Annotated in this window: 20 protein-coding genes; 14 read left to right on the top strand and 6 right to left on the bottom strand. The window is 71.3% G+C overall.

The genetic code is table 11. The annotated features are described in order from the left end of the window. Positions 1–11: 11 nt before the first annotated feature. Positions 12–737 carry a bifunctional 1-(5-phosphoribosyl)-5-((5-phosphoribosylamino)methylideneamino)imidazole-4-carboxamide isomerase/phosphoribosylanthranilate isomerase PriA gene (priA, locus tag J2S43_RS02540; RefSeq protein WP_306826920.1) on the top strand — a complete coding sequence of 242 codons (726 nt, stop codon included), beginning with the start codon at positions 12–14 and terminating at the stop codon, positions 735–737. Between the two features lie 190 nt (positions 738–927). Here the strand turns inward: priA and J2S43_RS02545 are convergent, their stop codons facing one another. Together J2S43_RS02545 and J2S43_RS02550 are read right to left on the bottom strand one after the other, a co-directional pair. Beyond that, entirely contained in the window at positions 928–1,257 is a 330-nt protein-coding gene (locus J2S43_RS02545; protein WP_306826921.1) for a hypothetical protein, read from the bottom strand. Then, positions 1,257–2,981, bottom strand: a complete 1,725-nt coding sequence (locus J2S43_RS02550; RefSeq protein WP_306826922.1) for an AbeC-like domain-containing protein — start codon at positions 2,979–2,981, stop codon at positions 1,257–1,259. Before J2S43_RS02550 ends, J2S43_RS02545 begins: the two co-directional genes overlap by 1 nt. A gap of 442 nt (positions 2,982–3,423) precedes the next feature. Between J2S43_RS02550 and J2S43_RS02555 the strand changes: the two genes are divergently transcribed. The 3 genes from J2S43_RS02555 (at position 3,424) to hisF (ending at position 5,385) form a co-directional block, all read left to right on the top strand. Beyond that, complete coding sequence (locus tag J2S43_RS02555; protein ID WP_306826923.1) at positions 3,424–4,125, top strand: hypothetical protein; 702 nt, start codon at positions 3,424–3,426, stop codon at positions 4,123–4,125. A gap of 112 nt (positions 4,126–4,237) precedes the next feature. Then, positions 4,238–4,633 carry an EamA family transporter gene (locus tag J2S43_RS02560; protein ID WP_306826924.1) on the top strand — a complete coding sequence of 132 codons (396 nt, stop codon included), beginning with the start codon at positions 4,238–4,240 and terminating at the stop codon, positions 4,631–4,633. Continuing rightward, complete coding sequence (hisF, locus tag J2S43_RS02565) at positions 4,630–5,385, top strand: imidazole glycerol phosphate synthase subunit HisF (protein ID WP_306826925.1); 756 nt, start codon at positions 4,630–4,632, stop codon at positions 5,383–5,385. Before J2S43_RS02560 ends, hisF begins: the two co-directional genes overlap by 4 nt. 123 nt (positions 5,386–5,508) lie before the next feature. On the opposite strand, the gene J2S43_RS02570 is transcribed toward hisF, so the two are convergent. Next, a complete protein-coding gene (locus J2S43_RS02570; protein ID WP_306839158.1) occupies positions 5,509–6,453 on the bottom strand; it encodes a LysR family transcriptional regulator in 945 nt (314 codons plus the stop codon). 191 nt (positions 6,454–6,644) lie between these two features. Between J2S43_RS02570 and J2S43_RS02575 the strand changes: the two genes are divergently transcribed. From J2S43_RS02575 to J2S43_RS02585, 3 genes are read left to right on the top strand one after another with little or no spacing between them, the layout of a single operon-like run. Further along, entirely contained in the window at positions 6,645–7,289 is a 645-nt protein-coding gene (locus J2S43_RS02575) for a succinate dehydrogenase cytochrome b subunit (protein WP_306826926.1), read from the top strand. After that, positions 7,290–9,230 (top strand): fumarate reductase/succinate dehydrogenase flavoprotein subunit, encoded by a 1,941-nt coding sequence (locus J2S43_RS02580; RefSeq protein WP_306826927.1) that lies wholly within the window; start codon positions 7,290–7,292, stop codon positions 9,228–9,230. Beyond that, on the top strand, positions 9,230–9,973 hold the full coding sequence (locus J2S43_RS02585; protein WP_306826928.1) for a succinate dehydrogenase/fumarate reductase iron-sulfur subunit: 744 nt from the start codon (positions 9,230–9,232) through the stop codon (positions 9,971–9,973). The genes J2S43_RS02580 and J2S43_RS02585 overlap by 1 nt, the downstream gene beginning before the upstream one ends. Positions 9,974–10,139: 166 nt before the next feature. On the opposite strand, the gene yczR is transcribed toward J2S43_RS02585, so the two are convergent. Next, the gene (gene yczR, locus J2S43_RS02590) at positions 10,140–11,597 is read right to left on the bottom strand and encodes a MocR-like transcription factor YczR (RefSeq protein ID WP_306826929.1); all 1,458 of its coding nucleotides are present in this window, start codon (positions 11,595–11,597) and stop codon (positions 10,140–10,142) included. Positions 11,598–11,657: 60 nt separating this feature from the next. Between yczR and yczE the strand changes: the two genes are divergently transcribed. From yczE to J2S43_RS02610, 4 genes are all read left to right on the top strand, one after another. Further along, positions 11,658–12,302 (top strand): membrane protein YczE, encoded by a 645-nt coding sequence (gene yczE, locus J2S43_RS02595; protein ID WP_306826930.1) that lies wholly within the window; start codon positions 11,658–11,660, stop codon positions 12,300–12,302. A 157-nt stretch (positions 12,303–12,459) separates the two neighbouring features. Then, a complete protein-coding gene (locus J2S43_RS02600; RefSeq protein WP_306826931.1) occupies positions 12,460–12,882 on the top strand; it encodes a hypothetical protein in 423 nt (140 codons plus the stop codon). A 327-nt stretch (positions 12,883–13,209) separates the two neighbouring features. Then, on the top strand, positions 13,210–14,043 hold the full coding sequence (locus tag J2S43_RS02605) for an alpha/beta fold hydrolase (RefSeq protein WP_306826932.1): 834 nt from the start codon (positions 13,210–13,212) through the stop codon (positions 14,041–14,043). After that, positions 14,036–14,656 (top strand): TetR/AcrR family transcriptional regulator, encoded by a 621-nt coding sequence (locus J2S43_RS02610; RefSeq protein ID WP_306826933.1) that lies wholly within the window; start codon positions 14,036–14,038, stop codon positions 14,654–14,656. Before J2S43_RS02605 ends, J2S43_RS02610 begins: the two co-directional genes overlap by 8 nt. 357 nt (positions 14,657–15,013) lie before the next feature. Here the strand turns inward: J2S43_RS02610 and J2S43_RS02615 are convergent, their stop codons facing one another. Then, positions 15,014–16,840, bottom strand: coding sequence for an AMP-dependent synthetase/ligase (locus J2S43_RS02615; protein WP_306826934.1), 1,827 nt, complete (start codon positions 16,838–16,840; stop codon positions 15,014–15,016). A gap of 275 nt (positions 16,841–17,115) precedes the next feature. Between J2S43_RS02615 and J2S43_RS02620 the strand changes: the two genes are divergently transcribed. Further along, positions 17,116–18,339 carry a S8 family peptidase gene (locus tag J2S43_RS02620; protein WP_306826935.1) on the top strand — a complete coding sequence of 408 codons (1,224 nt, stop codon included), beginning with the start codon at positions 17,116–17,118 and terminating at the stop codon, positions 18,337–18,339. Between the two features lie 44 nt (positions 18,340–18,383). Here the strand turns inward: J2S43_RS02620 and J2S43_RS02625 are convergent, their stop codons facing one another. Next, positions 18,384–19,013 (bottom strand): TIGR03085 family metal-binding protein, encoded by a 630-nt coding sequence (locus tag J2S43_RS02625; RefSeq protein ID WP_306826936.1) that lies wholly within the window; start codon positions 19,011–19,013, stop codon positions 18,384–18,386. 349 nt (positions 19,014–19,362) lie between these two features. On the opposite strand from J2S43_RS02625, the gene J2S43_RS02630 reads away from it, so the two are divergent. Then, positions 19,363–21,141, top strand: coding sequence for an ABC transporter ATP-binding protein (locus J2S43_RS02630; protein ID WP_306839159.1), 1,779 nt, complete (start codon positions 19,363–19,365; stop codon positions 21,139–21,141). An 83-nt stretch (positions 21,142–21,224) separates the two neighbouring features. After that, positions 21,225–22,994 (top strand): ABC transporter ATP-binding protein, encoded by a 1,770-nt coding sequence (locus tag J2S43_RS02635; protein WP_306826937.1) that lies wholly within the window; start codon positions 21,225–21,227, stop codon positions 22,992–22,994. Positions 22,995–23,181: the final 187 nt, after the last annotated feature.

The following is a 23,181-nucleotide window of genomic DNA, read 5'->3' on the forward strand; positions in this document are numbered from 1 at the left end:
AAGGAGAATTCGTGACCCTCGAACTGCTTCCCGCCGTCGACGTCGCCGACGGTCAGGCCGTCCGCCTGGTGCAGGGCGCGGCCGGCAGCGAGACCGCGTACGGCGACCCGCTGGAGGCCGCGCTCGCCTGGCAACTCGACGGAGCCACCTGGATTCACCTGGTCGACCTGGACGCCGCGTTCGGCCGTGGCTCGAACGCCGAGCTGCTGGCCGAGGTCGTGGGCCGGCTCGACGTCAACGTGGAACTCTCCGGCGGCATCCGCGACGACGAGTCCCTGAAGCGCGCATTGGACACCGGCGCGACCCGGGTCAACATCGGCACGGCCGCGCTGGAGAACCCGGAGTGGTGCGACCGGGTCGCCGCGGAGTATGGCGACCGTGTTGCGATCGGCCTGGACGTGCGCGGCCGCACGCTGTCCGCGCGTGGCTGGACCCGGGACGGCGGCGACCTCTACGAGGTGCTCGCCCGCCTGGACAAGGCCGGCGCGGCTCGCTACGTCGTCACGGACATCACCAAGGACGGCACCATGCGCGGCCCGAACCTCGAACTGCTCCGCGAGGTCTGCGCCGCCACGCCCGCCCCGGTGATCGCCAGCGGCGGCGTGTCCACGCTGGACGACCTGCGTGCGCTGGCCACGCTCGAGTCGGCCGGCGTCGAGGGCGTCATCGCCGGGAAGGCGCTCTACGCGGGCGCGTTCACGGTGTCGGAGGCACTGCGGGTCCTGTTCGAGAGCTGACCGTCCATGATCGAGGCGTCCCCGAAGTCGTTCTAACGACTTCGGGGACGCCTTGATCATGAGTGCGTGGTGCGGCTCGTCGACCTTCAAGATCAAGATTTTCCCACTTCCGGCGTGGGCGCGTTCCGAGTGCTCCCGCGGGCAACGGTCGTCGCTGGCGCTCCTCCCTACACGTTTCGTCGTGGTCGCCTCAAGACCGCAGGGCCGCTCGCAGCTTCTCGGTGGCGCTGGCGAACGCGCCCGCCGCGGTGACCCGGTCCAGCAGCCGGCGGGCCGCTGCCATCGCGGCCGCGGTGTCCGGCGGATCGGACTCGGTCGCGGCCGCGATCGCGTTCACGTCGCGCAGCGCCGCGTCCGGGTCGGGCAGCGCCTCCGGCACCGCGTCGATCGCGGCGTGCAGCCGCCGGGCCGCGGACACCACCGGCGCGAGCGACTCGGCCCGGCGCTCGCCGACGATCGCCTTCGCGTGATCGCCGGCCGCGGCGGCACCGTGGTTGTCGCCGTGGATGTGGACGCCCATCAGTCGTCCTTCCCCTTCTTCGACCCGCCGCCGTCGCCGTCGTGCTTCGTGGCCTGCGCCTCCGAGCCCGCGGCCGCGGCGCCGTAGTTGTCGCCGCTGATGAACACGCTGCTGTTGTTGTAGACGTTCATCCGCCGCTCGTACTCGGACGTGTCGATCCCGGCGTCGCGCAGGTAGCCGATCACCGCCTCGCTGATCCGGCGCTCGATCAGCTTCGTGTACTTCTCCGCGTCCAGCCGCTGCAGGTAGGTCACCGGCCGGGCCGCGGACGTCGCCTGCCGCAGGTCGAACCGCGCACCGAAGTCGCCGAGGTCCTCCTCGGTCACCTCGGCCTCCGTCCGGCGGAGGGCGCGGGCCAGCAGCGCCATCCGGTAGAGCGTGACCGCCATCCGGAACGGCGCCAGCGCGATGTTCTCGCCGAAGTCGCGCAGGCTCTCCAGCACGGCCCGCCCCGCGACGCCGCCGCCGGCTGGGTAGCCGTCGATCCGCCGGTACCGGTGGCCGAGCGGGCCCAGCACGGTCGAGACCGTCTCCACGTAGAGCATGCCGCCCTCCACCGCGATGTGCGTGAACGTGGAGACCGCGATGCTGTGGTGCTCACCCGGGATCAGCATGCGTCCGTCCGCGGAGTGCACCGGCGTCACGTTCGCGCCGACCGTGGCCCGCAGGAAGTGCCGCACGCTGGCCTGCGGATGCCGGATCACCGACTCCATCGCGGCCGGCGTCGCGTGCGAGTACGGCACCAGCTCGTCCGTGTCGACCAGCGGCCAGCCGTCGCCGCCGACGCCCGCGGAGACGATCTGGTCGCGCAGCGTCAGCCCGGACATCCGCTCGGCCTCGCGCAGGTCACCGGCGCGCAGCGCGGCCAGCCGCCGCTTGACGAACCGGTTCAGCTCGGCCGGGTCGACCGTGACCGGCCGGTCACCGTCGCCGTCCGGCTTCAGCTCCATCGCCATCGACCAGGCACGAAGCACGCCGCCCGCGCCGAGGAACGGGTTGTCACCGGAGTGCAGCAGGATGTTGCCGCGCTGGGCCAGCGACAGCCGCGCGATCCGCTCCTCGACCCGCGGACTCGGCACGATCGCGCCCCGGTCCGCGTGGCCGGGGCTCAGCTCGACCGTGAGCGCGCGCAGGATCGTGTGCCGCACCGCGACCGTGACGATCAAGACCGCAAGACCGATCAACAGCGTCATCGCGTACGGCGAGCGCGTGTCCTCCTCCGCGGTCGCGTACTCGGTCGGCGTCCCGGCGGGGCCGTAGATCATCGGCCCGATGAGCGCGTAGAGCAGCGGCAGCGCGACCAGGCCGGCCAGCACCAGCTGCCAGGCCTTCGGGCGCCGGCCGCCGATCCACCGCGCGGCACCGGTCAGCAACAGGCCGAAGCAGACCAGACCGAGCACCGGGCCGGACGCGATGATGTAGGCGAGCAGCAGAATCGCGCAGACCGCGGCGTGCTGGGTGAGCCAGAGCCGGCGCGCCCGGAACGCGTGCCGCAGCACCGGTTCCACGTCGTAGTCGACGGCCGGGGAAACGGCGCGATGGCGATCCTGGAGCAATTCCGTGATCACCCGATCCGCGAATCCGGGAACGGTGTAGACCGCGCCGCTCAGGCATCGGGTGATCGCGGACAACGGCCCGTGACGGGTCGCCGAATCCGGCTCGCCGTGATGGAACCGCGCGGCCTGAACCGGGGCCGTGACGGTGGTGGCTTCCTCGACGTACATACGCTCCCACCAGTGCCGACAGTGGTTTATGGAGCCCGACGGTACGGAGTTCGCAGCCGGTGTGACATGGGCTTTTCGTCCTGCCGGGGTGTTCCTTCGGCCTGAGTGGAGCGGCGTCCGGTGCGCTCCGCCACCGGTCCGGGCCGACCCGGTACCGGGTCCGGTGAATCGCACGGTAATGCGTTGCCCGGCGGCACGACAGCGCTATTCACTGCATCGGAGGACACCGTTTCCAATGCGCGCGTACCGGAGGCAATTGATGATCGAATGGCGATGCCCCGAATGCGGTACGGCGAATGACGCGTCCGCGCCGCGCTGCCTGGTCTGCGACGGCGCCGCACCCGCGACGGGGCCGGAAGCGGAGCCGGCGCCGGGACCGATGCCGGGGGCGGGATCGATGCCGGGGGCGTCGGGAAGCCGGCCCGCCGGGTCGGTGTCGCGTGTGCGCCGCCGCCGGGCCGCGGCACCGGCCGGGCGGTGGCGGGTGGCCGGTGCCGCGCTGGTGGTGCTGGCCGGGCTGCTCGGCGCCGGATATCTGCTGGTCGACGCCGGCCCGGAGTCGGCCGCCGGCACGGCCGCTCCCGGGGCCGGCTTCACCGAGTCGCGGTCCGGGACGGACGGAAGCTCCGGGCAGGGCTTCTCGGCCGATCCGTTCGACGAAGGGCTGTCCGATGAGCCGGTGTCACCCCACGGGGCGGAGCCGTCTCCGGTGACGGAGGTGCTGCCGGATCCGTCGCCGCCGGGGCGGGTCGGTCTCGTGTCGATCGCCTCCGCGGCCGCGGCCGACGCCCGGGTGGCCGAGATCGCCACGCTGTTCGACACCTACTTCACCGGCATCAACGCGCACGATCCCACGGTCGCCACCCGGGTCTTCGCGCCCGGCGGCGTGGTCGACCCGGGCGACGCCGCGCAGGTCGCGACGTTCAACGAGGACACCGCCACCACCCAGGACTTCGACGTGTGGCTGCTCGCCGTGAACGGCGACGTCGCGACGGTCTCGTTCACCAGCAGCCAGGCGCCCGGCTTCGGCCCGGCCGAACGCCCCGGCGAGACCTGCACGAACTGGCGCCTCGACTTCCAACTGACCAGCGAGCCGCGGATCCTCGGCACCGCCCCCGGCGCGGTCTCCAGCCCTTGCACCTGAACCCCCCGAGTCCGGCGCGCCCGTGCGTGCGCTCGCGTCTGGCCCGTGTCTCGTGCTTGGCCCGTGTCATCGTGTCTGGCCCGCGTCGCGCCGCCTGATCGCGGACCGTGGGGTGCGTGTTCAGGTCCGCGGCGCGGGCCGCGTAGTCGGTCGAGGCCTGGCGGAGGGCCGTGATGGCCGCGCCGCGGCGGACCTGGCGGCGCTGCGGAGCGCGGACCTGCCGGCGGCCGGAGCCGTGCTGTTCATCGCGTTCGTCGCCACGCTCGGCGGCTTCGGCGCGTGGGGCTCGTTGATCAAGCGGTACGGCGCGTCCACGGTCGCGCCGTTCTCCATGCTCTTGCCGTTCTTCGGGATGGGTTCGGCCGCGCTCTTCCTCGGCGAGCCGCTGTACGCGCAGGACGTCGCCGGCGGTCTGCTGGTGATCGGGGGAGTGCTGCTGCCGTTCCTGGTCAAGCCGCGCCCTCGCGCGGGAGCTGTGGCCCCGGCCCCGATAGGCTCGTCGTCATGACTGTGGCGGTGCGCGTGATCCCCTGTCTGGACGTGGACGCCGGGCGGGTGGTCAAGGGCGTCAACTTCGCCGACCTGCGGGACGCGGGCGACCCGGTCGAGCTGGCCGCGGCCTACGACGCGGCCGGCGCGGACGAGCTGACGTTCCTGGACGTGACGGCCAGCTCCGACGATCGCGGCACGATGCTGGACGTGGTCCGCCGGACCGCCGAGTCGGTCTTCATCCCGCTGACCGTCGGCGGCGGCGTGCGCTCCGTGGAGAACGTGGACACGCTGCTGCGCGCCGGTGCCGACAAGGTAGGCGTGAACACGGCCGCGATCGCCCGCCCCGAGCTGATCTCCGAGATCGCGCACCGCTTCGGCAACCAGGTGCTGGTGCTCTCGCTGGACGTGCGCCGCAACCCGGAGCTCGGCTTCGAGGTGACCACGCACGGCGGCCGCCGCGGCACCGGGCTGGACGCGGTCGAGTGGGCCCGCCGCGTGGCCGGGCTGGGCGCCGGCGAGATCCTGCTGAACTCGATGGACGCGGACGGCACGAAGGCCGGCTTCGACCTGGAGCTGATCGAGCGGGTACGCGAGGTGGTCGACATCCCGGTGATCGCCAGCGGCGGCGCGGGCGCGGTCGCGCACTTCCCGCCCGCGGTCGAGGCCGGCGCGGACGCGGTCCTCGCCGCCAGCGTCTTCCACTTCGGCGAGCTGACCATCCCCCAGGTCAAGTCCGCGCTCCGCGAGGCCGGCAACCCGGTCCGCTGATCGCTCACGGCGTTACGCGGCCATTCCGCTGACTGCTCACCCGCCCCCTCCGCGCGGCCGACCGGGGCCCGCGGGAGCATGCGGGCCGGACCACGCCGGGAGCGGGAAGACGGGTTGTGGCTTCTAAGGGGTTGCCGGAGTCGTTTGGATGACCGTGACGCCGGCCGGGAGTGGGCCGGCCGCGATGAAGTCGAGGAGTGTCTCGCGGAGGGCGGTGGCCGCGTGCGGGAGGACCGACTCGCGGCGGCGGGCGAGGGCGATCGTGCGGTGGACGCCCGGGGTGACCAGTGGGGTGGCGCGCAGCAGCGGGCGGTTGGCCAGCACCATGCCGGGGACGAGCGCGACGCCGAGGCCGGCCTCGACGAACGCGAGCACCGCGTCCATCTCGCCGCCCTCGACCGCGTATCGGGGGGTGAATCCGGCGCGCCGGCACGCCTCGATGGTGGCGGTGCGCAGGTCGTAGCCGACCCGGAACATGACCAGCGGCGTGTCCCGCAGCTCGGTGAGCGCGAGCCGGTCGGATGCGGTGGGTGGCGGGCCGCTGGCGACGGACGCCACGACCAGTGACTCGCGCAGGATCTGCTCGGTGTGCAGGGCCGGGTCGCTGCCCTGGTCGGGGAGCACGATCAGCGCGAGGTCGAGCGAGTGGGCGATCAGGTCGACGACCAGGTCCTGCGAGCCGCCCTCGTCGACGTGCAGCTCCACCTCGGGATGGTGCTCCCGGAAGTTCCGGAGGACGCCGGGCACGAGGGACGTGCACAGGCTCGGGGTGGCGCCGAGGCGGACCCGGCCGCGGCGCAGGCCGACGATCTCCTGGACCGCGTGCCGGGCCGCGTCCGCGTCCGTGACGATGCGGCGGGCCAGCGGCAGCAGCGTCTCGCCGACCGTGGTCAGCCGGACGTTCCCGGGGTGCCGGTCGAACAGCGGGGCTCCGAGTGCGATTTCCAACGTGTGAATCTGCTTACTGAGGGTGGGCTGTGAGACTCCCAACTGATCAGCCGCATGGGTGAAATGTCGGAGTTCTGCCACTGCGACGAAGTATCGGAGCTGCTGTAGCTGCACTTGAATAGCCTATGTCTATCGACCTGATCGTTCCCATGCATTGGACGAATTCCGATGGCGTTCCTACGGTCAAGTTTGTGGCGGTAGATACCTCAGCCCCGGCCTCCAAGGCCGCCGGGCAGAAGGCCGGACCCGGGCGCCCCGCAGGCGCCCGCAAGCCGGCAGCCGGGCGCTCGCGCGCCCGCTCCACTGTGGCGTTGAAGATCATCATGGCGGTCAGCGGTGCCGTCCTGGTTCTCTACCTCTTCGCGCACATGGCGGGAAACCTCAAGATCTTCGTCAGTGCGGCCGACTTCGATCACTACGCGCACTGGCTGCGCGAGCTCGGCGCGCCGGTGCTGCCCCACCAGTGGGGGCTGTGGATCGTGCGCATCGGCCTGACGGTCGCGATCATCGCGCACATCGTCTCCGCGACGCTGCTGACCATCCGGGCCCGGAAGGCGCGTCCGGTCAAGTACGCGCACCGGCCCAAGGTGCAGGGCAGCTACGCGGCGCGGACCATGCGCTGGGGCGGCGTGATCATCCTGCTCTTCGTGATCTATCACATCCTGGACCTGACCACCGGCACGGTGCACCCGGACTTCGCCGAGGGCGAGGTCTACAACAACGTGGTCGCCGACTTCGCGCCGGAGCGGTGGTACGTGACGCTGTTCTACGTGGTCTCGGTGATCGCCGTCGGGTTCCACCTGCGGCACGGCATCTGGAGCGCGCTCCGCACGCTGGGCCAGCAGTCCGCGCGCGGGCAGCGGATCGCCCGCGCGGTCGCGCTGGCGATCTCGCTGGTGCTGACCGCCGGCTTCCTCTCCGTACCCTTCGCCGTGACGACCGGGCTGGTGGGCTGAATGACCGAGTTCTGGACCCAGGGCGAGCCGATCGCCGACACCGCCGCGCCGGACGGGCCGGTGGAGACCCGCTGGGAGCGCCGGCAGTTCACCGCCAAGCTGGTCAACCCGGCGAACCGCCGCAAGCTGACCGTGATCGTGGTCGGCACCGGCCTGGCCGGCGGTTCGGCCGCGGCCACGCTCGGCGAGGCCGGCTACCACGTCAAGTCCTACTGTTACCAGGACAGCCCGCGGCGCGCGCACTCGATCGCGGCGCAGGGTGGCATCAACGCGGCGAAGAACTACCGCAACGACGGCGACTCGATCTACCGCCTGTTCTACGACACGGTCAAGGGCGGCGACTTCCGCGCCCGCGAGTCGAACGTGTACCGCCTGGCCCAGGTCAGCGTGAACATCATCGACCAGTGTGTGGCGCAGGGCGTGCCGTTCGCCCGTGAGTACGGCGGGCTGCTGGACAACCGCTCGTTCGGCGGCACCCAGGTGTCCCGCACGTTCTACGCCCGGGGCCAAACCGGTCAGCAGCTGCTGCTCGGTGCGTACCAGGCGCTGGAGCGGCAGATCGCGGCCGGCAACGTGGAGATGCACGAGCGGCACGAGATGCTCGAACTGATCATCGTGGACGGCAAGGCGCGCGGCATCGTGGTCCGCGACATGGTCACCGGCGAGATCAGCACCGAGGTCGCGGACGCGGTCGTGCTCGCCTCCGGCGGCTACGGCAACGTCTTCTTCCTCTCCACCAACGCCAAGGGCTGCAACGTCACCGCGACGTGGCGCGCGCACCGCAAGGGCGCGTACTTCGCGAACCCCTGCTACACGCAGATCCACCCGACCTGCATCCCGGAGTCCGGCTCGCACCAGAGCAAGCTCACGCTGATGTCCGAGTCGCTGCGCAACGACGGCCGGGTCTGGGTGCCGAAGAAGGCCGGCGACCACCGCGAGGCCGCGGACATCCCCGAGGACGAGCGCGACTACTACCTGGAGCGCATCTACCCGGCGTTCGGCAACCTGGTGCCGCGTGACATCGCGTCCCGCGCCGCGAAGAACGTCTGCGACGAGGGCCGCGGCGTCGGCCCCGGCGGGCTCGGCGTCTACCTGGACTTCGCGGACGCGATCAAGCGGCTGGGCCAGCCCGCGGTCGAGGCGAAGTACGGCAACCTGTTCGAGATGTACGCGCGGATCACCGGCGAGGACCCGTACGTCACGCCGATGCGCATCTACCCCGCGGTGCACTACACGATGGGCGGACTGTGGGTCGACTACGACCTGCAGTCGAACATCCCCGGCCTGTTCGTGGTGGGCGAGGCGAACTTCTCCGACCACGGCGCGAACCGGCTCGGCGCGTCCGCGCTGATGCAGGGCCTGGCCGACGGTTACTTCGTGCTGCCGAACACGCTGGGCAACTACCTGGCGTCGGGTCCCTACCCCAAGGTCACGGTGGATCACCCCGCCGTGGTCGAGGCCCGCCGGGATGTCGAGGAGCGGATCAAGAAGTTCCTCTCCATCAACGGCGACCGGACCGTCGACTCCTTCCACCGCGAGCTCGGCCACATCATGTGGGAGTACTGCGGCATGGAGCGCACCGAGGAGGGCCTGACCAAGGCGATCGGGCTGATCCGGGCGCTGCGTGAGGAGTTCTGGACCCGGGTCAAGGTGCCGGGCAAGGGTGAGGAGCTGAACCAGAACCTGGAGAAGGCCGGCCGCGTGGCCGACTTCTTCGAGCTGGGCGAGCTCATGTGCATCGACGCGCTGCACCGGGCCGAGTCATGCGGCGGTCACTTCCGCGCGGAGAGCCAGACCGAGGACGGCGAGGCGCTGCGGCACGACGACGAGTTCGCGTACGTCGCCGCCTGGGAGCACGCCGGCTTCGGCACCGCGCCCACGCTGCACAAGGAAGACCTCAACTTCGAGTACGTCCACCCCACCCAGCGGAGCTACAAGTAATGAATCTCAAGCTGCGCGTCTGGCGTCAGAAGGGCCCGGAGGACAAGGGCCGGATGGTGACGTACGAGGTCGCCGACGTCTCCCCGGACGCCTCCTTCCTGGAGATGCTCGACGTCCTCAACGAGCGACTGATCCTCGAGGGCGACGACCCGATCGCGTTCGACCACGACTGCCGCGAGGGCATCTGCGGCATGTGCGGCATGATGATCAACGGCGTGGCGCACGGCCCGGAGCGGGCCACCACCACCTGCCAGCTGCACATGCGGCACTTCAAGGACGGCGACTCGATCGACATCGAGCCGTGGCGGGCCGCGCCGTTCCCGGTGATCAAGGATCTGGTGGTCAACCGCGGCGCGCTCGACTCGATCATCCAGGCCGGCGGCTACATCACGGCGCCGACCGGCACCGCGCCGGACGCCCACGCCACGCCGGTCCCCAAGGCCGACGCGGACGCCGCGTTCGAGGCCGCCACCTGCATCGGCTGCGGCGCGTGCGTGGCCGCCTGCCCGAACGGCTCGTCCATGCTGTTCACCGCGGCCAAGGTCGCCCACCTGGGCCTGATGCCGCAGGGCCAGCCGGAGCGCTCCTCCCGCGTGATCAGCATGATCGAGGCCCAGGACGAGGCCGGCTTCGGCGGCTGCACCAACGCGGGCGAGTGCACCACGGTCTGCCCCAAGGGCATCCCGCTCAACCTCATCGGCCGCCTCAACGCCGACTACCTCAAGGCCGTCTCCGGCCGCTGACCTCCACTCCAACCGCCGCCGAGGGCGGCGCTCCAGATCAAACCCATCCGCGGGTACGGTCGGGAGCGCCGCCCTCAGCCTTTCCTCGCGGCGCTTCACCGCGTCTGGCGGTGTGCCGCGTCTGGCGGTGTGCCGTGTTGATCTTTTGGGTCGAGGCGGCGTCCGATCAGGTGATGACCTCCGGCGTGCGCCAGCGGGAGCCGGTGCGGATGCGGTCCAGGTCGTAGCGGATCTCGGCTATCCGGCGGACCGCCTCGATCAGGTCCTCGGCGGGCAGGGCGAACGGCAGCCGCAGGTAGCGTTCCAGCGTCCCGTCCAGGCCGAACCGTGGCCCCGGGGCCAAGCGCACCCCGACGTCCTCGGCCGCGTGGGACAGCGCGCTGGACACCGGGCCGTCCAGTTCGGCCCAGAGGGTCACCCCGCCGGACGGGACGACCACGCGCCACTCCGGGAACGTCGAGCGGACCGCGGCGACCAGGGCGTCGCGCTGTTCCGCGAGCTGGCGGCGGCGGGCGGTGACGATCTCCGTCCGCTGGCGCAGCAGCTGCACGGCGACCAGCTGGTCGATGACCGGGCTGCCCATGTCCACGCCGACGCGGGCCGCGGCCAGGCGCTGGACGACCGGGGCGGACGCGCGCACCCAGCCGATCCGCAGGCCGCCCCAGTACGGCTTGCTCATCCCGCCGATGGTGAGCACGCGGGAGTGCCGGTCGAACGCGGCGACCGGCGGCGGCATCGGGGTGCCGTCCAGCGGGAGCTCCACGAAGGACTCGTCCGAGACGATGTCCGTGCCGGTCGAGTGGGCTACGGAGGCGAGGCGTTCGCGCAGCTCGAGCGGCATCAGGCGGCCGGTCGGGTTCTGGAACTCGGGGATCAGGTAGGCGAGCCGGGGCCGGGTCTGCTTGAGCGTGCTGAACAGCAGTTCCGCGTCCCAGCCGGCGGCCGGGTCCAGGCCGTGCGTGCCGATCCGGGCGCGTCGTGCCGCGAGCGCGGCCAGCGCGTTCGGGTAGGTGGGCGACTCGACCAGCACGCCGGCACCGACCGCGAGGTGGTGCCGCAGCACGAGGTCGAGCGCCTGCTGCGTACCGCTGGTGATCATGATTTGTTCCGGGCTGGTGGGCAGGCCGCGGGCCCGGAAACTCTCCGCCACCGCCTCGCGCAGCTCGATGATGCCGGTCGGGTGGTAGCCGGCGTCGCCCAGGTAGCACGGCAGCTCGTCCGCGGCGGCGCGCGCGGCCGGGACCAGCTGCGGGGGCGGGGGGAGCGCGGCGCAGCCGAGGTCGATCATGCCCATGGCGTCGTTCGGCGTCCACAGGCCGCTGGTGCTGACCCGGTGACCGGACGGCAGTGTGGTCCAGCTGCCGGCACCGCGCCGGCTGGCCAGGTGGCCGGTCTCGCGCAGCTCGCGGTAGGCCGCGGTGACCGTGGTGCGGCTGATCGTGAGCGCCTCGGCCAGCTCCCGCTCGGCCGGGAGACGGACGCCCAGCGCGAGCCGCCCGTCGGAGAGCAGGCCGCGGACGGCCTGGGCGAGCGCCGCGTACTCCGGGCTGCGCCGGGTGCCGGGCAGCGGGTGCCACTGACCGAGCATCCGGGCCAATTGGCTTCCCCGGATCACCACGGACATGAGCCACCTCCCGGAAATTGGACCTTTGATCGCGGAGTATTGGCCACCAGAGTGGCACTCATGACCACCGTGAGCAACTCGCTCGGCACGCCACTCGCGCTCCGTGACCGCTTCGGCCGCCGCTTCACCCAGCTCCAGGCCGGCCTCATCGCGTACGGCGTGAGCATGGCCCTGATGATCGAGTCGCACCTCGGCCTGGACCCGTGGGACGTGTTCCACCAGGGCCTGTCGCTGCGGGCCGGGATCTCCTTCGGCACGGTCACCATCGTGGTCGGCGTCATCGTGCTGCTGCTGTGGATCCCGCTGCGGCAGCGCCCCGGCCTCGGCACGGTCAGCAACGTCATCGTGATCGGCCTGGTCGTCGACGCCGCGCTGGCGCTGCTGCCCACGCCCGCGCCGCTCTGGGTGCGGATCGCGTTCCTGGGCGGCGGCATCGTGCTGAACGCGTTCGCCACCGGCCTCTACATCGGTGCGCGGCTCGGCCCGGGCCCGCGCGACGGCCTGATGACCGGCTACGTCGCGCGCAATCCGCACCGCTCGATCCGCCTGGTTCGCACCGTGGTGGAGGTGACCGTGCTGGCGCTCGGCTGGCTGCTCGGCGGCGCGGTCGGCCTCGGCACGATCGCCTACGCGCTGGCGATCGGCCCGCTCACCCAGTGGTTCCTGCCGCGGCTGACGGTCCGGGACACGCCCACCGGACAGTGATCAATTCGGAATGATCCAATCGTTTCAATGCAAAACCGGCTGCCTGAGTGGTCAGGCAGCCGAAGTACGTCATCGGTTCGTCGAGGAACCGTCATGCCGATGATCGCCGAGTCACACTTTCTTCACGAGTCTCGGGTGATCAGGGCATCATGTCGTCATGGGGGACGTTGGCTGGAGCTGGACCGACGCGTGGATCTTCGTTGCGGTGGTCATCGCCGACCGCACCGAACGTGACCGCGCCTCGGCAATCGGCCTGCCCGCGGCCGGCGCCACGCTCGCCGATGTCCTCTCCGCCGCCGACTTCCTGCACCGCAGCCTCCCGCAGCGCGCCGAGGTCGAGACCGCGCTGCAACGGCTCTCCGGCGCCGGCCTGGTCCTGATCGAGGACGACCTCTTCCAGGTGGCCCCCGCGGGCGAACATCTCTGGCGGACGCGGCCGTTCAGCGGCCTCTCCGCCGCGGTCGACACACTCCAGGCCCAGCTCAACCGCAACACTGCCCCCGGTGCACCGGACGCCTGGACGCTTGAACCCCGCGACTACGCGATCGCGGTCCGTGAGTTCTCGGCTCGGGGTCGCTGACCTCCGTACCCCCGCCGCTTGGTCTTGCGGCTCTGCTTGGTCTTGGCTTTGCGTGGTCTTGCGGCTTGCCTGGTCTTGCCGCTTGCCCGGTCTTGCGGCTTCGCCGCTTCAGGGGCCAGTTCATTTCCCGCTTCCGGCGTGGTCGCTTGGGGCGTGCTCCCGCGGGCACCGGTCGTCGCTGGCGCTCCTCCCTGTCTGATCGTGGTGGGTCACCAAAACCATGCCCGTTTTGCGCGCTTTCGTCGCCTACCTCGGCCCTCGCTTGACATGCGCGGCTAATCGCATTAACTTAAAGCTAACGCACTTAGCCAACCTTTGGAGGCAGCGATGACCGAGTTCCTGACCGTCGACGGCGGCACCCTGGCATACGACGTGACCGGCACGTCCGGCCCGCTCGTGGTGCTCGCGCACGGCATGGGTGACAGTCGCCAGGCGTACCGTTTCGTCGTCCCGGCGCTGGTGAACGCCGGATACCGGGTCGCGGCCGTGGACCTGCGCGGCTGTGGCGAGTCCAGCGCCGAGTGGCCGTCCTGGTCGCGCACCGACATCGCCGGCGACCTGATCGCGCTGATACGGCACCTCGGCGGCCCCGCCGTTCTGGTCGGCCACTCCATCTCCGGCGGCGCCGCCACGATCGCGGCCGCCACCGCACCGGAGCTGGTCACCGCCGTGGTCGAGTTCGCGCCGTTCACTCGCAAGCAGTCGATGGCGCTCGGCGACCTGGGCGTGTCGCGCGTCCGGCGCGGCATGACCGCGCTGCTCGCCACCGGCCTGTTCGGCAGCATCGCGCAGTGGAAGAAGTACCTCGACATCGCGTACCCGGGCCGGAAGCCGGCCGACTGGGACGCCCGGCTCGCCGAGATCGAGACGATGCTGCGCGAGCCCGGCCGGACGAAGGCGCTGCAGAAGATGGGCCAGACCACCCCGGCCGACGCCGGCGAGCAGCTCGGCAACGTGCGCTGCCCCGTGCTGATCGTCGAGGGCACGCTCGACCCCGACTGGGCCTCGCCGCGGGCCGAGGGCGAGGCGATCGTGGCCGCGCTCCCCGCCGGTCTCGGCCGCCTTGAGATGATCGAAGGCGCGGGCCACTACCCGCACGTTCAGTACCCCGACGAGGTGATCTCCACGATGCTGTCGTTCCTGAGCGCCGCCCGTGCCTAGGGCCGGCCTGGACCGCGCCACGGTCGTCTCCGCCGGCGCCGCCCTCGCCGACGAGGTCGGCCTCGCCAAACTGACCATGGGCCTGCTGGCCGAGCGCCTCGGCGTGCGGACTCCGTCGCTCTACAAACACGTCGAGAACCTGGAGTCGCTGCACCGCGGCATCTCCCTGCTGGGCAAGCGCGAATTCGGCCAGGTGCTGGCCCGGGCGACCGCGGGCCGCTCCGGTGCCGACGCGGGCCGTGCGTTCGCCGACGCCTGGCGCCGCTGGGCCCTCGAGCACCCCGGCCGCTACGCCGCCGGCGACCACCTGCCCGCGCCCGGCGACGAGGAGGAACTGCGCGCCACCAACGAGATCCTGCAGCTGCTCTACGACGTGCTGGCCGGCTTCGACCTCCCCGGAGCCCGCGTGGTCGACGCGGCCCGTGCGCTCCGCTCCGTCCTGCACGGCTTCACCGCGCTGGAGGCCGCGGGCGGCTTCGGGCTCCCCACCGACATCGACCGCAGTTTCCGCTTCCTCATCGACACCGTCATCACCGGCTTACAGGCCCCGCCATCCGGCCTCCCACCCGACGACGACCACCCCGGCCGACAGTTCCACCCGGTCAGCGACTGACCAGACCGCCGAATACTCCGCGCGACCCTCCCCGCCCGAAATTCACGCCACGTCGCCTGAGCGCTCGGCAGGCCGGCGGGAGATCGACCGGAAGGATCATTGAGTGATACCTGAGGTCGATCGACTTCGCTAATTGATCTACCGCAGGTATCACTCAATGATCCTTTGCGGGATCTGCGTGGGCGTGGGCGGGAGGCTGCCGGACATATGCGGAAACAGGACGCTATCGCGCGGCCGGGCGGTCTGCCGATCGGGATGATCCGCTCACGTGATCCACCGGGCTACCCAGGCGATTGCCCGCTGAGGGTTTATGGCAGCCTCGCTGGAGGAGCGGGCCGGAGCCCGCCCCTCGGGGCGTCAGAGGTGGGCCAGCGAGCCTTCGTACATCGTCTCGATCTCGTCGGAGAAGTTGGCCTCGACCACGCGCCGCTTGATCTTGAGGGACGGGGTCATCTCGCCGTCCTCGATCGTCAGGTCACGGTGCAGGATCGTGTACTTCTTGATCGTTTCCCAGCGGTTGAGCTGGTCGTTCAGCTGCCGGACGTAGTCGTCGACCATGGCCTTGATCTCCGGAGCGGCCGCGATGTCCGCGTAGGACCTTCCGGCGTGCGGGCCGCCGGCGGCCCATGCGGTGAGCGCGTCCGGGTCGAGTGCGATCAGCATGGTGCAGAAGTTGCGGGACTGGCCGATCACGACGACCTGCGAGGTGTACGGGCAGATGGCCTTGAACAATCCCTCGATGTGGGACGGCGCGACGTACTTACCGCCGGACGTCTTGACCAGGTCCTTCTTGCGGTCAGTGATCTTCAGGAAGCCGTCCGGGTCCAGCTCGCCGATGTCCCCGGTGCGGAACCAGCCGTCGTCGGTGAACGCGGCCGCGGTCTCCTCCGGCAGGTTGTGGTAGCCGCGCATCACCGGTGCGCCGCGCAGCAGCACCTCGCCGTCGGAGTCGATGCGGCACTCCAGGTCGCCGAGCGCCTTGCCGACCGAGCCGATCTTGACCTTCTCCGGCCGGTTGACGAAGTTGGCGGCGCTCGCCTCGGTGAGGCCGTAGCCCTCCAGGATCGGCAGGTTCGCGGCCGCGAAGAACTCGGCGATCTGCGGGCTGAGCGCGGCGGAGCCGGAGACCAGCGCGCGCATGCGGCCGCCGAGCCGGGCCTGCAGCTTGCTGAAGACCAGCCGTTCCGCCACCGCGTACTTGGCGCGAAGCGCGGCCGGGAGCGGCTGGTTGGTCTGCTCGTGCGCCACCTTCTCCTTGCCGACCGAGACGGCCCAGGTGAAGATCTTCGCTTTCAGGCCGCCACCGCCGGTGCCGTTGGTGACCGCCTTGTTGTAGACCTTCTCGTAGACGCGGGGCGCGGAGCACATCAGCGTCGGGCGGATCACCGCGAGCATGTCGATCAGCTTGTCCACCCTGCCGTCCACGTAGGTGGGCACGCCGACGTGGATGATGCCGCAGATCAGCGACTTGCCGAACGAGTGGGACAGCGGCAGCCAGAGGTATTGCAGGTCGGACTCGAGCAGCAGGCCGAGCTGCGCCTGCGCCACGCCCTCCCAGGTCCAGCCGCGGTGCAGCAGCTCCACGCCCTTGGGCCGGCCGGTGGTGCCGGACGTGTAGATCAGCGTGGCCAGGTGCTCCGGCGCGATCTCCGCCACCGCGCGCTCGATCAGCGACGGGTCCGCGGCCAGCTCGGCGCGGCCTCTCGCCTCCAGGTCGGCCAGCGTGAGCTGCGGGACGGCGGCGGCCGCGTCGGGTACGCCGTCGATCAGCACGACGTGGGTGAGCGCGGGCAGGTCGGCGCCGGAGATCTTGGCGGCCTGGGCCGGGTTCTCCGCGATCAGCACCGTGGAGCCGGAGTCGCCGATGATGAAGGTGGCGTCGCCCGGCTCGGTGGTGGGGTAGACCGTGGTGGTGGCGCCGCCGGCGAGCATCACGCCGAGGTCGGCGAGCACCCACTCCAGGCGCGTGGTGGAGAGGATCGCGACGCGGTCCTCGCTGCCGACGCCGAGGGTCCGCACGCCGGCCGCGATCGCGGAGGCGCGCTCGCCGACCTGCGCCCAGGTCAGCCAGACCGGGCCGGAGTCGTCCGGGCTCGGATACGCGAACGCGTGGCGGTCGGGCGTCTTCGCCACCCGCTGGAGCAACATGTCCGCAATTGACCGGTAAGGAACGTCAAGGGTCATATGGGCCGCCTCAAGTGGGTATGTGAATGTGACCGGCGTCTCGTAAATTCTGTGTTACCGAAGGGTATTGCGGAGGCGCTGATTCGTCGAGACCCGAATCGGCACAGCTTGGAAGCCGTGTGCAGGGCGACGGTCGATCTCCATCGACGCTCTCCGAGGTGACTCCCAGTTCAAACGGTATGACCGGAGCGAGATGGGCCGAGTGCCCGATTCGCTCCCTACGATCTGCGCACCGACTCCGATCACCGATCGGTGCCGATCCCTGGGAGGACTACATGACGATCCCCCGCACCCCCGGCCGTACCCTCGCGGCTCTGGGCCTGTTCGCCGCGGTCGCGGCCGTCTCGCTGACCGCGGGCAGCCCGGCCAGCGCGGCACCGAAGGGCGAGGTCCGGTACGCCGGTGCCGACGCCGCGATCGACGGCAGCTACCTCGTGGTGCTGAAGGACAGCACGGCCGGCGCGCCCGGCACGGCCAAGGCGCGCGCCGCCGTCCCGGGCACGGCCGCCGGGCTGGCCGCCGCGTACGGCGCGGACGTCAGGCAGACGTGGAGCGGCGCGCTCAGCGGCTTCCACGCCGGCATGTCCGCGGTCGAGGCGCAGCGGCTCGCGGCGAACCCCGCGGTCGCCTACGTCGAGCAGGACCAGCGGTTCTCCACCGAGGCCACGCAGACCAACGCCACCTGGGGCATCGACCGGATCGACCAGCGCGCGCGGCCGCTGTCGACCACGTACACCTACCCGAACACGGCGAGCAACGTGCGGGCGTACGTGCTGGACACCGGCATCCTCACCACGCACTCGCAGTTCGGCGGGCGCGCGGTCAGCGGGTACGACTTCGTCAGCAACGACAGCAACGCCACCGACTGCAACGGGCACGGCACCCACGTGGCCGGCACGATCGGCGGCTCGACCTACGGCGTGGCCAAGGCCGTGCAGCTCGTGGCGGTCCGGGTGCTGGACTGCGCCGGCAGCGGCACGACCGCCGGCGTGGTCAACGGCATCAACTGGGTGCGGACCAACGCGGTCAAGCCGGCCGTGGCGAACATGAGCCTCGGCGGCGGCGTCAGCACCACGCTGGACAACGCGGTCACCTCGGCCATCTCGTCCGGCATCACGTTCAGCCTGGCGGCCGGCAACAGCAACGCGAACGCGTGCAACTCCTCGCCCGCCCGGGTCGCGTCCGCGATCACGGTCGGCGCCACCACGAACACGGACGCACGCGCGTCGTACTCGAACTACGGCACCTGCCTGGACATCTTCGCGCCGGGCTCGTCGATCACCTCGGCCTGGTACACCAGCACCTCGGCCACCAGCACCATCAGCGGTACGTCGATGGCGGCACCGCACGTGGCCGGCGCGGCCGCGCTGGTGCTCTCCGCGAACACGTCCTACACCCCGGCCCAGGTGCGCGACTACCTGGTCAACAACGCCACGCCGAACGTGGTGACCAGCCCGGGCACCGGCTCCCCGAACCGTCTGCTCTACGTGGTCAACTGACCGCTCCTACCTGAGGGCCCGCGGCGCACCTGCGCCGCGGGCCTTCAGAGCTTCAAGCCGGCGGTACGCAGCCGGTCGGCCAGCGCGGCCGGGCCGTCGATCTGCACGCGGGTGGCCCGCTGCCGGCCCGCGATGAACAGCACCAGCTCGCCGGGGGCGCCGATCAGGCGCACCGGCTCGCCGCCCGCGCCGCCGGTGAACTCCCCGTGCCCGGGCGCGGCCACGGTCAGCGCGGCCGGGAATCGCCGCAGCGACAGTCGGCCGAAGAACCGGGCGTTGGCCCACAGCTTCGCGTCCAGCTCCGGGTCGAGCGTGCGGGGCTGCCAGCCGGGCGCTCCGCGCCGCACGTCCTCGTGGTGGATGAAGAACTCGCCGGTGTTCGCGCCCGGGTCGGTCAGCGGGTTGCCGGTCGGGCTCCACCACGGCGCCTTTCGCACCAGCGCGATCAGCTCCGGGTACGGCATCGCGGCGGTGCGCAGGCGGGTGCGCTCACCGTAACCCCGCAGGGGTGGCAGGAAGCTCCCGAGCGACGCGATCGGTTGCCGGTCCCGGACGACCAGGTGGGCGGCGAGGTCACGGGCCGTCCAGCCCTCGCACAGCGTGGGGGCGTCCGGCCCGACGTCGAGCAGAAGATCAGCCAGCGCCGCTCGTTCGGTCAGCGAATGACGCGTCATATGGACGATCCTAGAGCCTGTGTCGAGGTGGGGGCCGGAGCGAGGCGAGGTCCAGGTGTCGTCTGGGTGTGCGTCGCGGAAGCCCTCATGCCGGTGTTGTATGTGGGCTTTTGCGACGTGCGGCCAGGCGGCGCCTGGGCCTCGCCGTAGCCCGTCTCCCACCTCGACACAGGCTCTGGAACCGGATTGCTGTGAACCGCACCACGGAGGCCGGTCGGCGGAGATGACGGGCACAGGAGTAAACATTGGTAAGGGATTGAAACGGTTGTAACGCTTACCGGCCGGCAGGCCGAGGAGAGCGCGACCGGGGCGGGGGAGCAACGGGGTGAGCGTCACCAGCACAGCGGACATGACCAGGACCGGCAGCGACGTGCTGCGGCGCGGCCTGGGCATTCTCGGGCAGGGCATCGCGGCGGAGCCGAGACTCTTCTCGATCTCGGTGGCCGGCAGCGTGCTGCACGGCGCGCTGCTGGTCGGCAACGCGTACGTGGTCGGCGAGATCGTCGGCCGCGTCGTCACGCCCGCGTTCGCGGAGGACCGGATCGACACCGGCGCGCTCGCACTGGCCGCGGCCGTGCTGCTCGGCATCAGCGGGCTGCGGGTCGCCGCGATGTTCGCCCGCCGGCTCGCGGCCGGCGCGATGATGTTCCGGCTCCAGGCCGGCTACCGCGAGCGGATCACCCGCCGCTACCTGGAACTGCCGCTCTCCTGGCACCAGCGCAACTCGGCCGGGTCGCTGCTGTCCACCGCCACGTCAGACGTGGAGGCGTCCGTCCAGCCGTTCGCGCCGCTGCCGCTCGCGGTGGGCACGGTGGTGATGCTGGCCGGCGCGCTCGGCAGCGTGCTCTGGACCGACTGGGTGCTCGGCCTGGTCGGCCTGGTGCTGGTCCCGTCGCTGTTCGCGCTGAACATCTTCTACTCCCGGCGGATGTCGCCGCTGCAGATGCGCGCCCAGCGGCTGCGCGCCGGCGTCGCTGAGATCGCGCACGAGAGCTTCGACGGCGCACTGGTGATCAAGACGATGGGCAAGGAGGCAGCGGAGACCGAGCGCTTCGCCGCACAGGTCGGCGAGCTGCGCGACGGGCTGATCCGGGTCGGCCGGCTGCGCGGGCTCTTCGACCCGGTGATGGACGCGCTGCCCAGCCTCGGCACGGTCGCGGTCCTGCTGCTCGGCACGTGGCGCCTCAGCGAGGGCGCGATCACGGTGTCCCAGCTGGTCAGCGTCGCGTTCCTGTTCACCGTGCTGGCGTTCCCGCTGCGCGCGATCGCGTGGCTGGTCGGCGACATGCCGCGCGGCGTCGCCGGCCACGACCGGGTGCACGCGGTGCTCGCGGCCGAGGGCTCCACCCGGTACGGCGAGGAGGATCTCACGGCGACCGGCCCGGCGTCGCTGACGTTCACCGACGTCGGGTTCTCCTACGTCGACGGCGAGCCGGTGCTGCGCGACGTGACGCTCGGCGTCCCCGCGGGGAAGACGGTCGCGCTGGTCGGGCCGACCGGCTCCGGCAAGTCCACGATCGCGTCGCTGGCCGTCCGGCTCGTCGACCCCGATTCCGGCACGGTTCGGCTGGACGGCGCCGACCTGCGCACACTCACCGCGGAGGCGCTGGCGAGCAGCATCGCGCTGGTCCCGCAGCTGCCGTTCGTGTTCGACGACACGGTCCGGGCGAACATCGCGCTGGACCGGCCGGGCGCGGACGACGCCGAGGTGTGGTCCGCGCTGCGGCTCGCCCAGATCGACTCGTTCGTCGCCGGGCTGCCGGAGTCGCTGGACACCGAGGTCGGCGAGCGCGGCACGTCGCTCTCCGGCGGGCAGCGGCAGCGGCTCACGCTGGCCCGCGCGCTGGCCGGCAAGCCCCGGCTGCTGATCCTGGACGACGCCACCAGCGCGGTCGACCCGCGCGTGGAGGCGGCGATCCTCGGCGCGCTGCGTTCCGCCGCCGGTGAGGGCGCGAGCATCCTGGTCGTCGCGTACCGGCGGGCCACGATCGCGCTCGCCGACGAGGTGGTCTACATGGAGAGCGGCCGGATCCTGGCCCGCGGCACACACCTTGACCTGCTGGCGACCGTGCCCGGCTACCGGGACCTGGTCACCGCGTACGAGAAGGCGGAAGCGCTCGATGACTGACTGTTTTTCAACGTCGTCCCAGCGCGGGGACACCGGCCCCGAAGCGCCTTTCCCGGGCACTGACTCGCAACCGAGGTTGAGAAATGGTCATTGACAAAGCGCCCGGCGCCTTCGCCACGTTCCGGCGTGGGCTGGCACTGTCCCCGGAGCTGCGCGGTGGACTGGCCGGCACGCTCGCGCTCGCGCTGATCTCGATGATCGGCCGGGTCGCCGCGCCGATCGCGATCCAGCAGGGCATAGACCGGGGCATCACCGCGCCCGGCGGCCCGCACGTCGGCACCGTCGCGATCATCGCGGGCACCACGCTCGCGGTGCTCGTGCTGACCACGGCCAGCGGCTACTGGATGATGCGCCGGCTGTTCACGGTCAGCGAGACCGCGCTGGCCGGGCTGCGGGTGCGCACGTTCCGGCACGTGCACGACCTGTCCATGCTGCACCAGCAGTCCGAGCGGCGCGGGTCGCTGGTGTCCCGGGTGACCAGCGACGTCGACCAGATCACCACGTTCCTGCAGATGGGCGGCGTGCAGCTGATCGTCAGCGGCGGCCAGCTGATCGTCACCACCGTGGTGATGGCGGTCTACTCGTGGCAGCTCACGCTGGTGGTGTTCGCCGCGTTCGTGCCGGCCGCGATCGTGATCCGGGCCTACCAGAAACGGCTCGGCGTCGCGTACGGCGAGGTCCGCGCGCGGATGGGCGCGATGCTGGCGGTCGTCTCGGAGAGCGTGGTCGGTGCCGCGGTGATCCGGGCGTACGGCATCTCCGGCCGCACCGAGGCCCGGCTCGACAAGGCCATCGGCGACGTGCGGACCCGCCAGCAGTACGCGATGCGCACCAGCGTCACCAGCTTCTCCACCGGCGAGGTCGCGACCGGGCTGGCGCTGGCCGGCGTGGTCTGCGCGGGCGTGGCGCTCGGCGTCGGCGGCGACGTGACGATCGGGCAGCTCACCGCCTATCTGTTCCTGGTCACGCTGTTCATCCAGCCGGTGCAGATGGCGACCGAGATGCTCAACGAGGCGCAGAACGCGATCGCGGGCTGGCGCCGGGTGCTGGACGTGCTGGACATCGAGCCGGACGTGGCAGATCCGGCCGAGCGCGGCGTGGAGCTGCCGTCCGGGCCGCTGGACGTGGGCTTCGACGCGGTCAACTTCCACTACCCGGACGGGCCGCGCGTGCTCACCGACGTGCAGGTGGAGATCGCGGCGAAGACGAAGGTCGCGGTGGTCGGCGAGACCGGCAGCGGCAAGACCACGTTCGCGAAGCTGCTCACCCGTCTGATGGACCCGACCGCGGGCCGGGTGCTGCTCTCCGGCACGCCGTTGACCACGGTCCGGTTCGACTCGCTGCGGTCGCGGGTGGTGATGGTGCCGCAGGACGGCTTCCTGTTCGACGCCACGATCGCGGAGAACGTCCGGTTCGCCCGGCCGTCGCTGACCGACGCGGAGTTGGTGGCCGCGTTCGCGGAGCTGGGCCTGGCCGACTGGCTGGGCTCGCTGCCGGCCGGGATCGAGACCCGGGTCGGCGAGCGCGGCGAGGCGCTGAGCGTGGGGGAGCGGCAGCTGGTCGCGCTGGCCCGGGCCTATGTCGCGGACCCGGACCTGCTGGTGCTGGACGAGGCGACGTCCGCGGTCGACCCGGCCACCGAGGTCCGGCTGCAGGCCGCGCTGGACACCGTGACCCGAGGCCGCACCACGATCGCGATCGCGCACCGGCTCTCCACCGCCCAGGCCGCCGACGAGGTACTGGTCTTCGACGCCGGCCGCGTCGTGCAGCGCGGCCACCACGACGAACTGCTCGAGGACGAGGATTCCGTGTACGCCCGGCTGTACGCGAGCTGGCTCGAACAGACCCGCTGACCCGGGGTTTTCTCTCAACCACGGCGGGACTGGAGCCCGCGGGAGCACTCGGAAGGTGCCCACGCCGGAAGCGGGAAAATCCGCTTCTGAATCTTTGGCTTTGAATTGGAACATCCCGCCGACTGCGGGGCCTGAGGCCGCAGTCGACGGGATGAGTCCCACGGAGAATGCTTTTGACCTGCCCAGC

Origin of the sequence: Catenuloplanes nepalensis, from assembly GCF_030811575.1 — a bacterium.
GTDB classification, from domain to species: domain Bacteria; phylum Actinomycetota; class Actinomycetes; order Mycobacteriales; family Micromonosporaceae; genus Catenuloplanes; species Catenuloplanes nepalensis.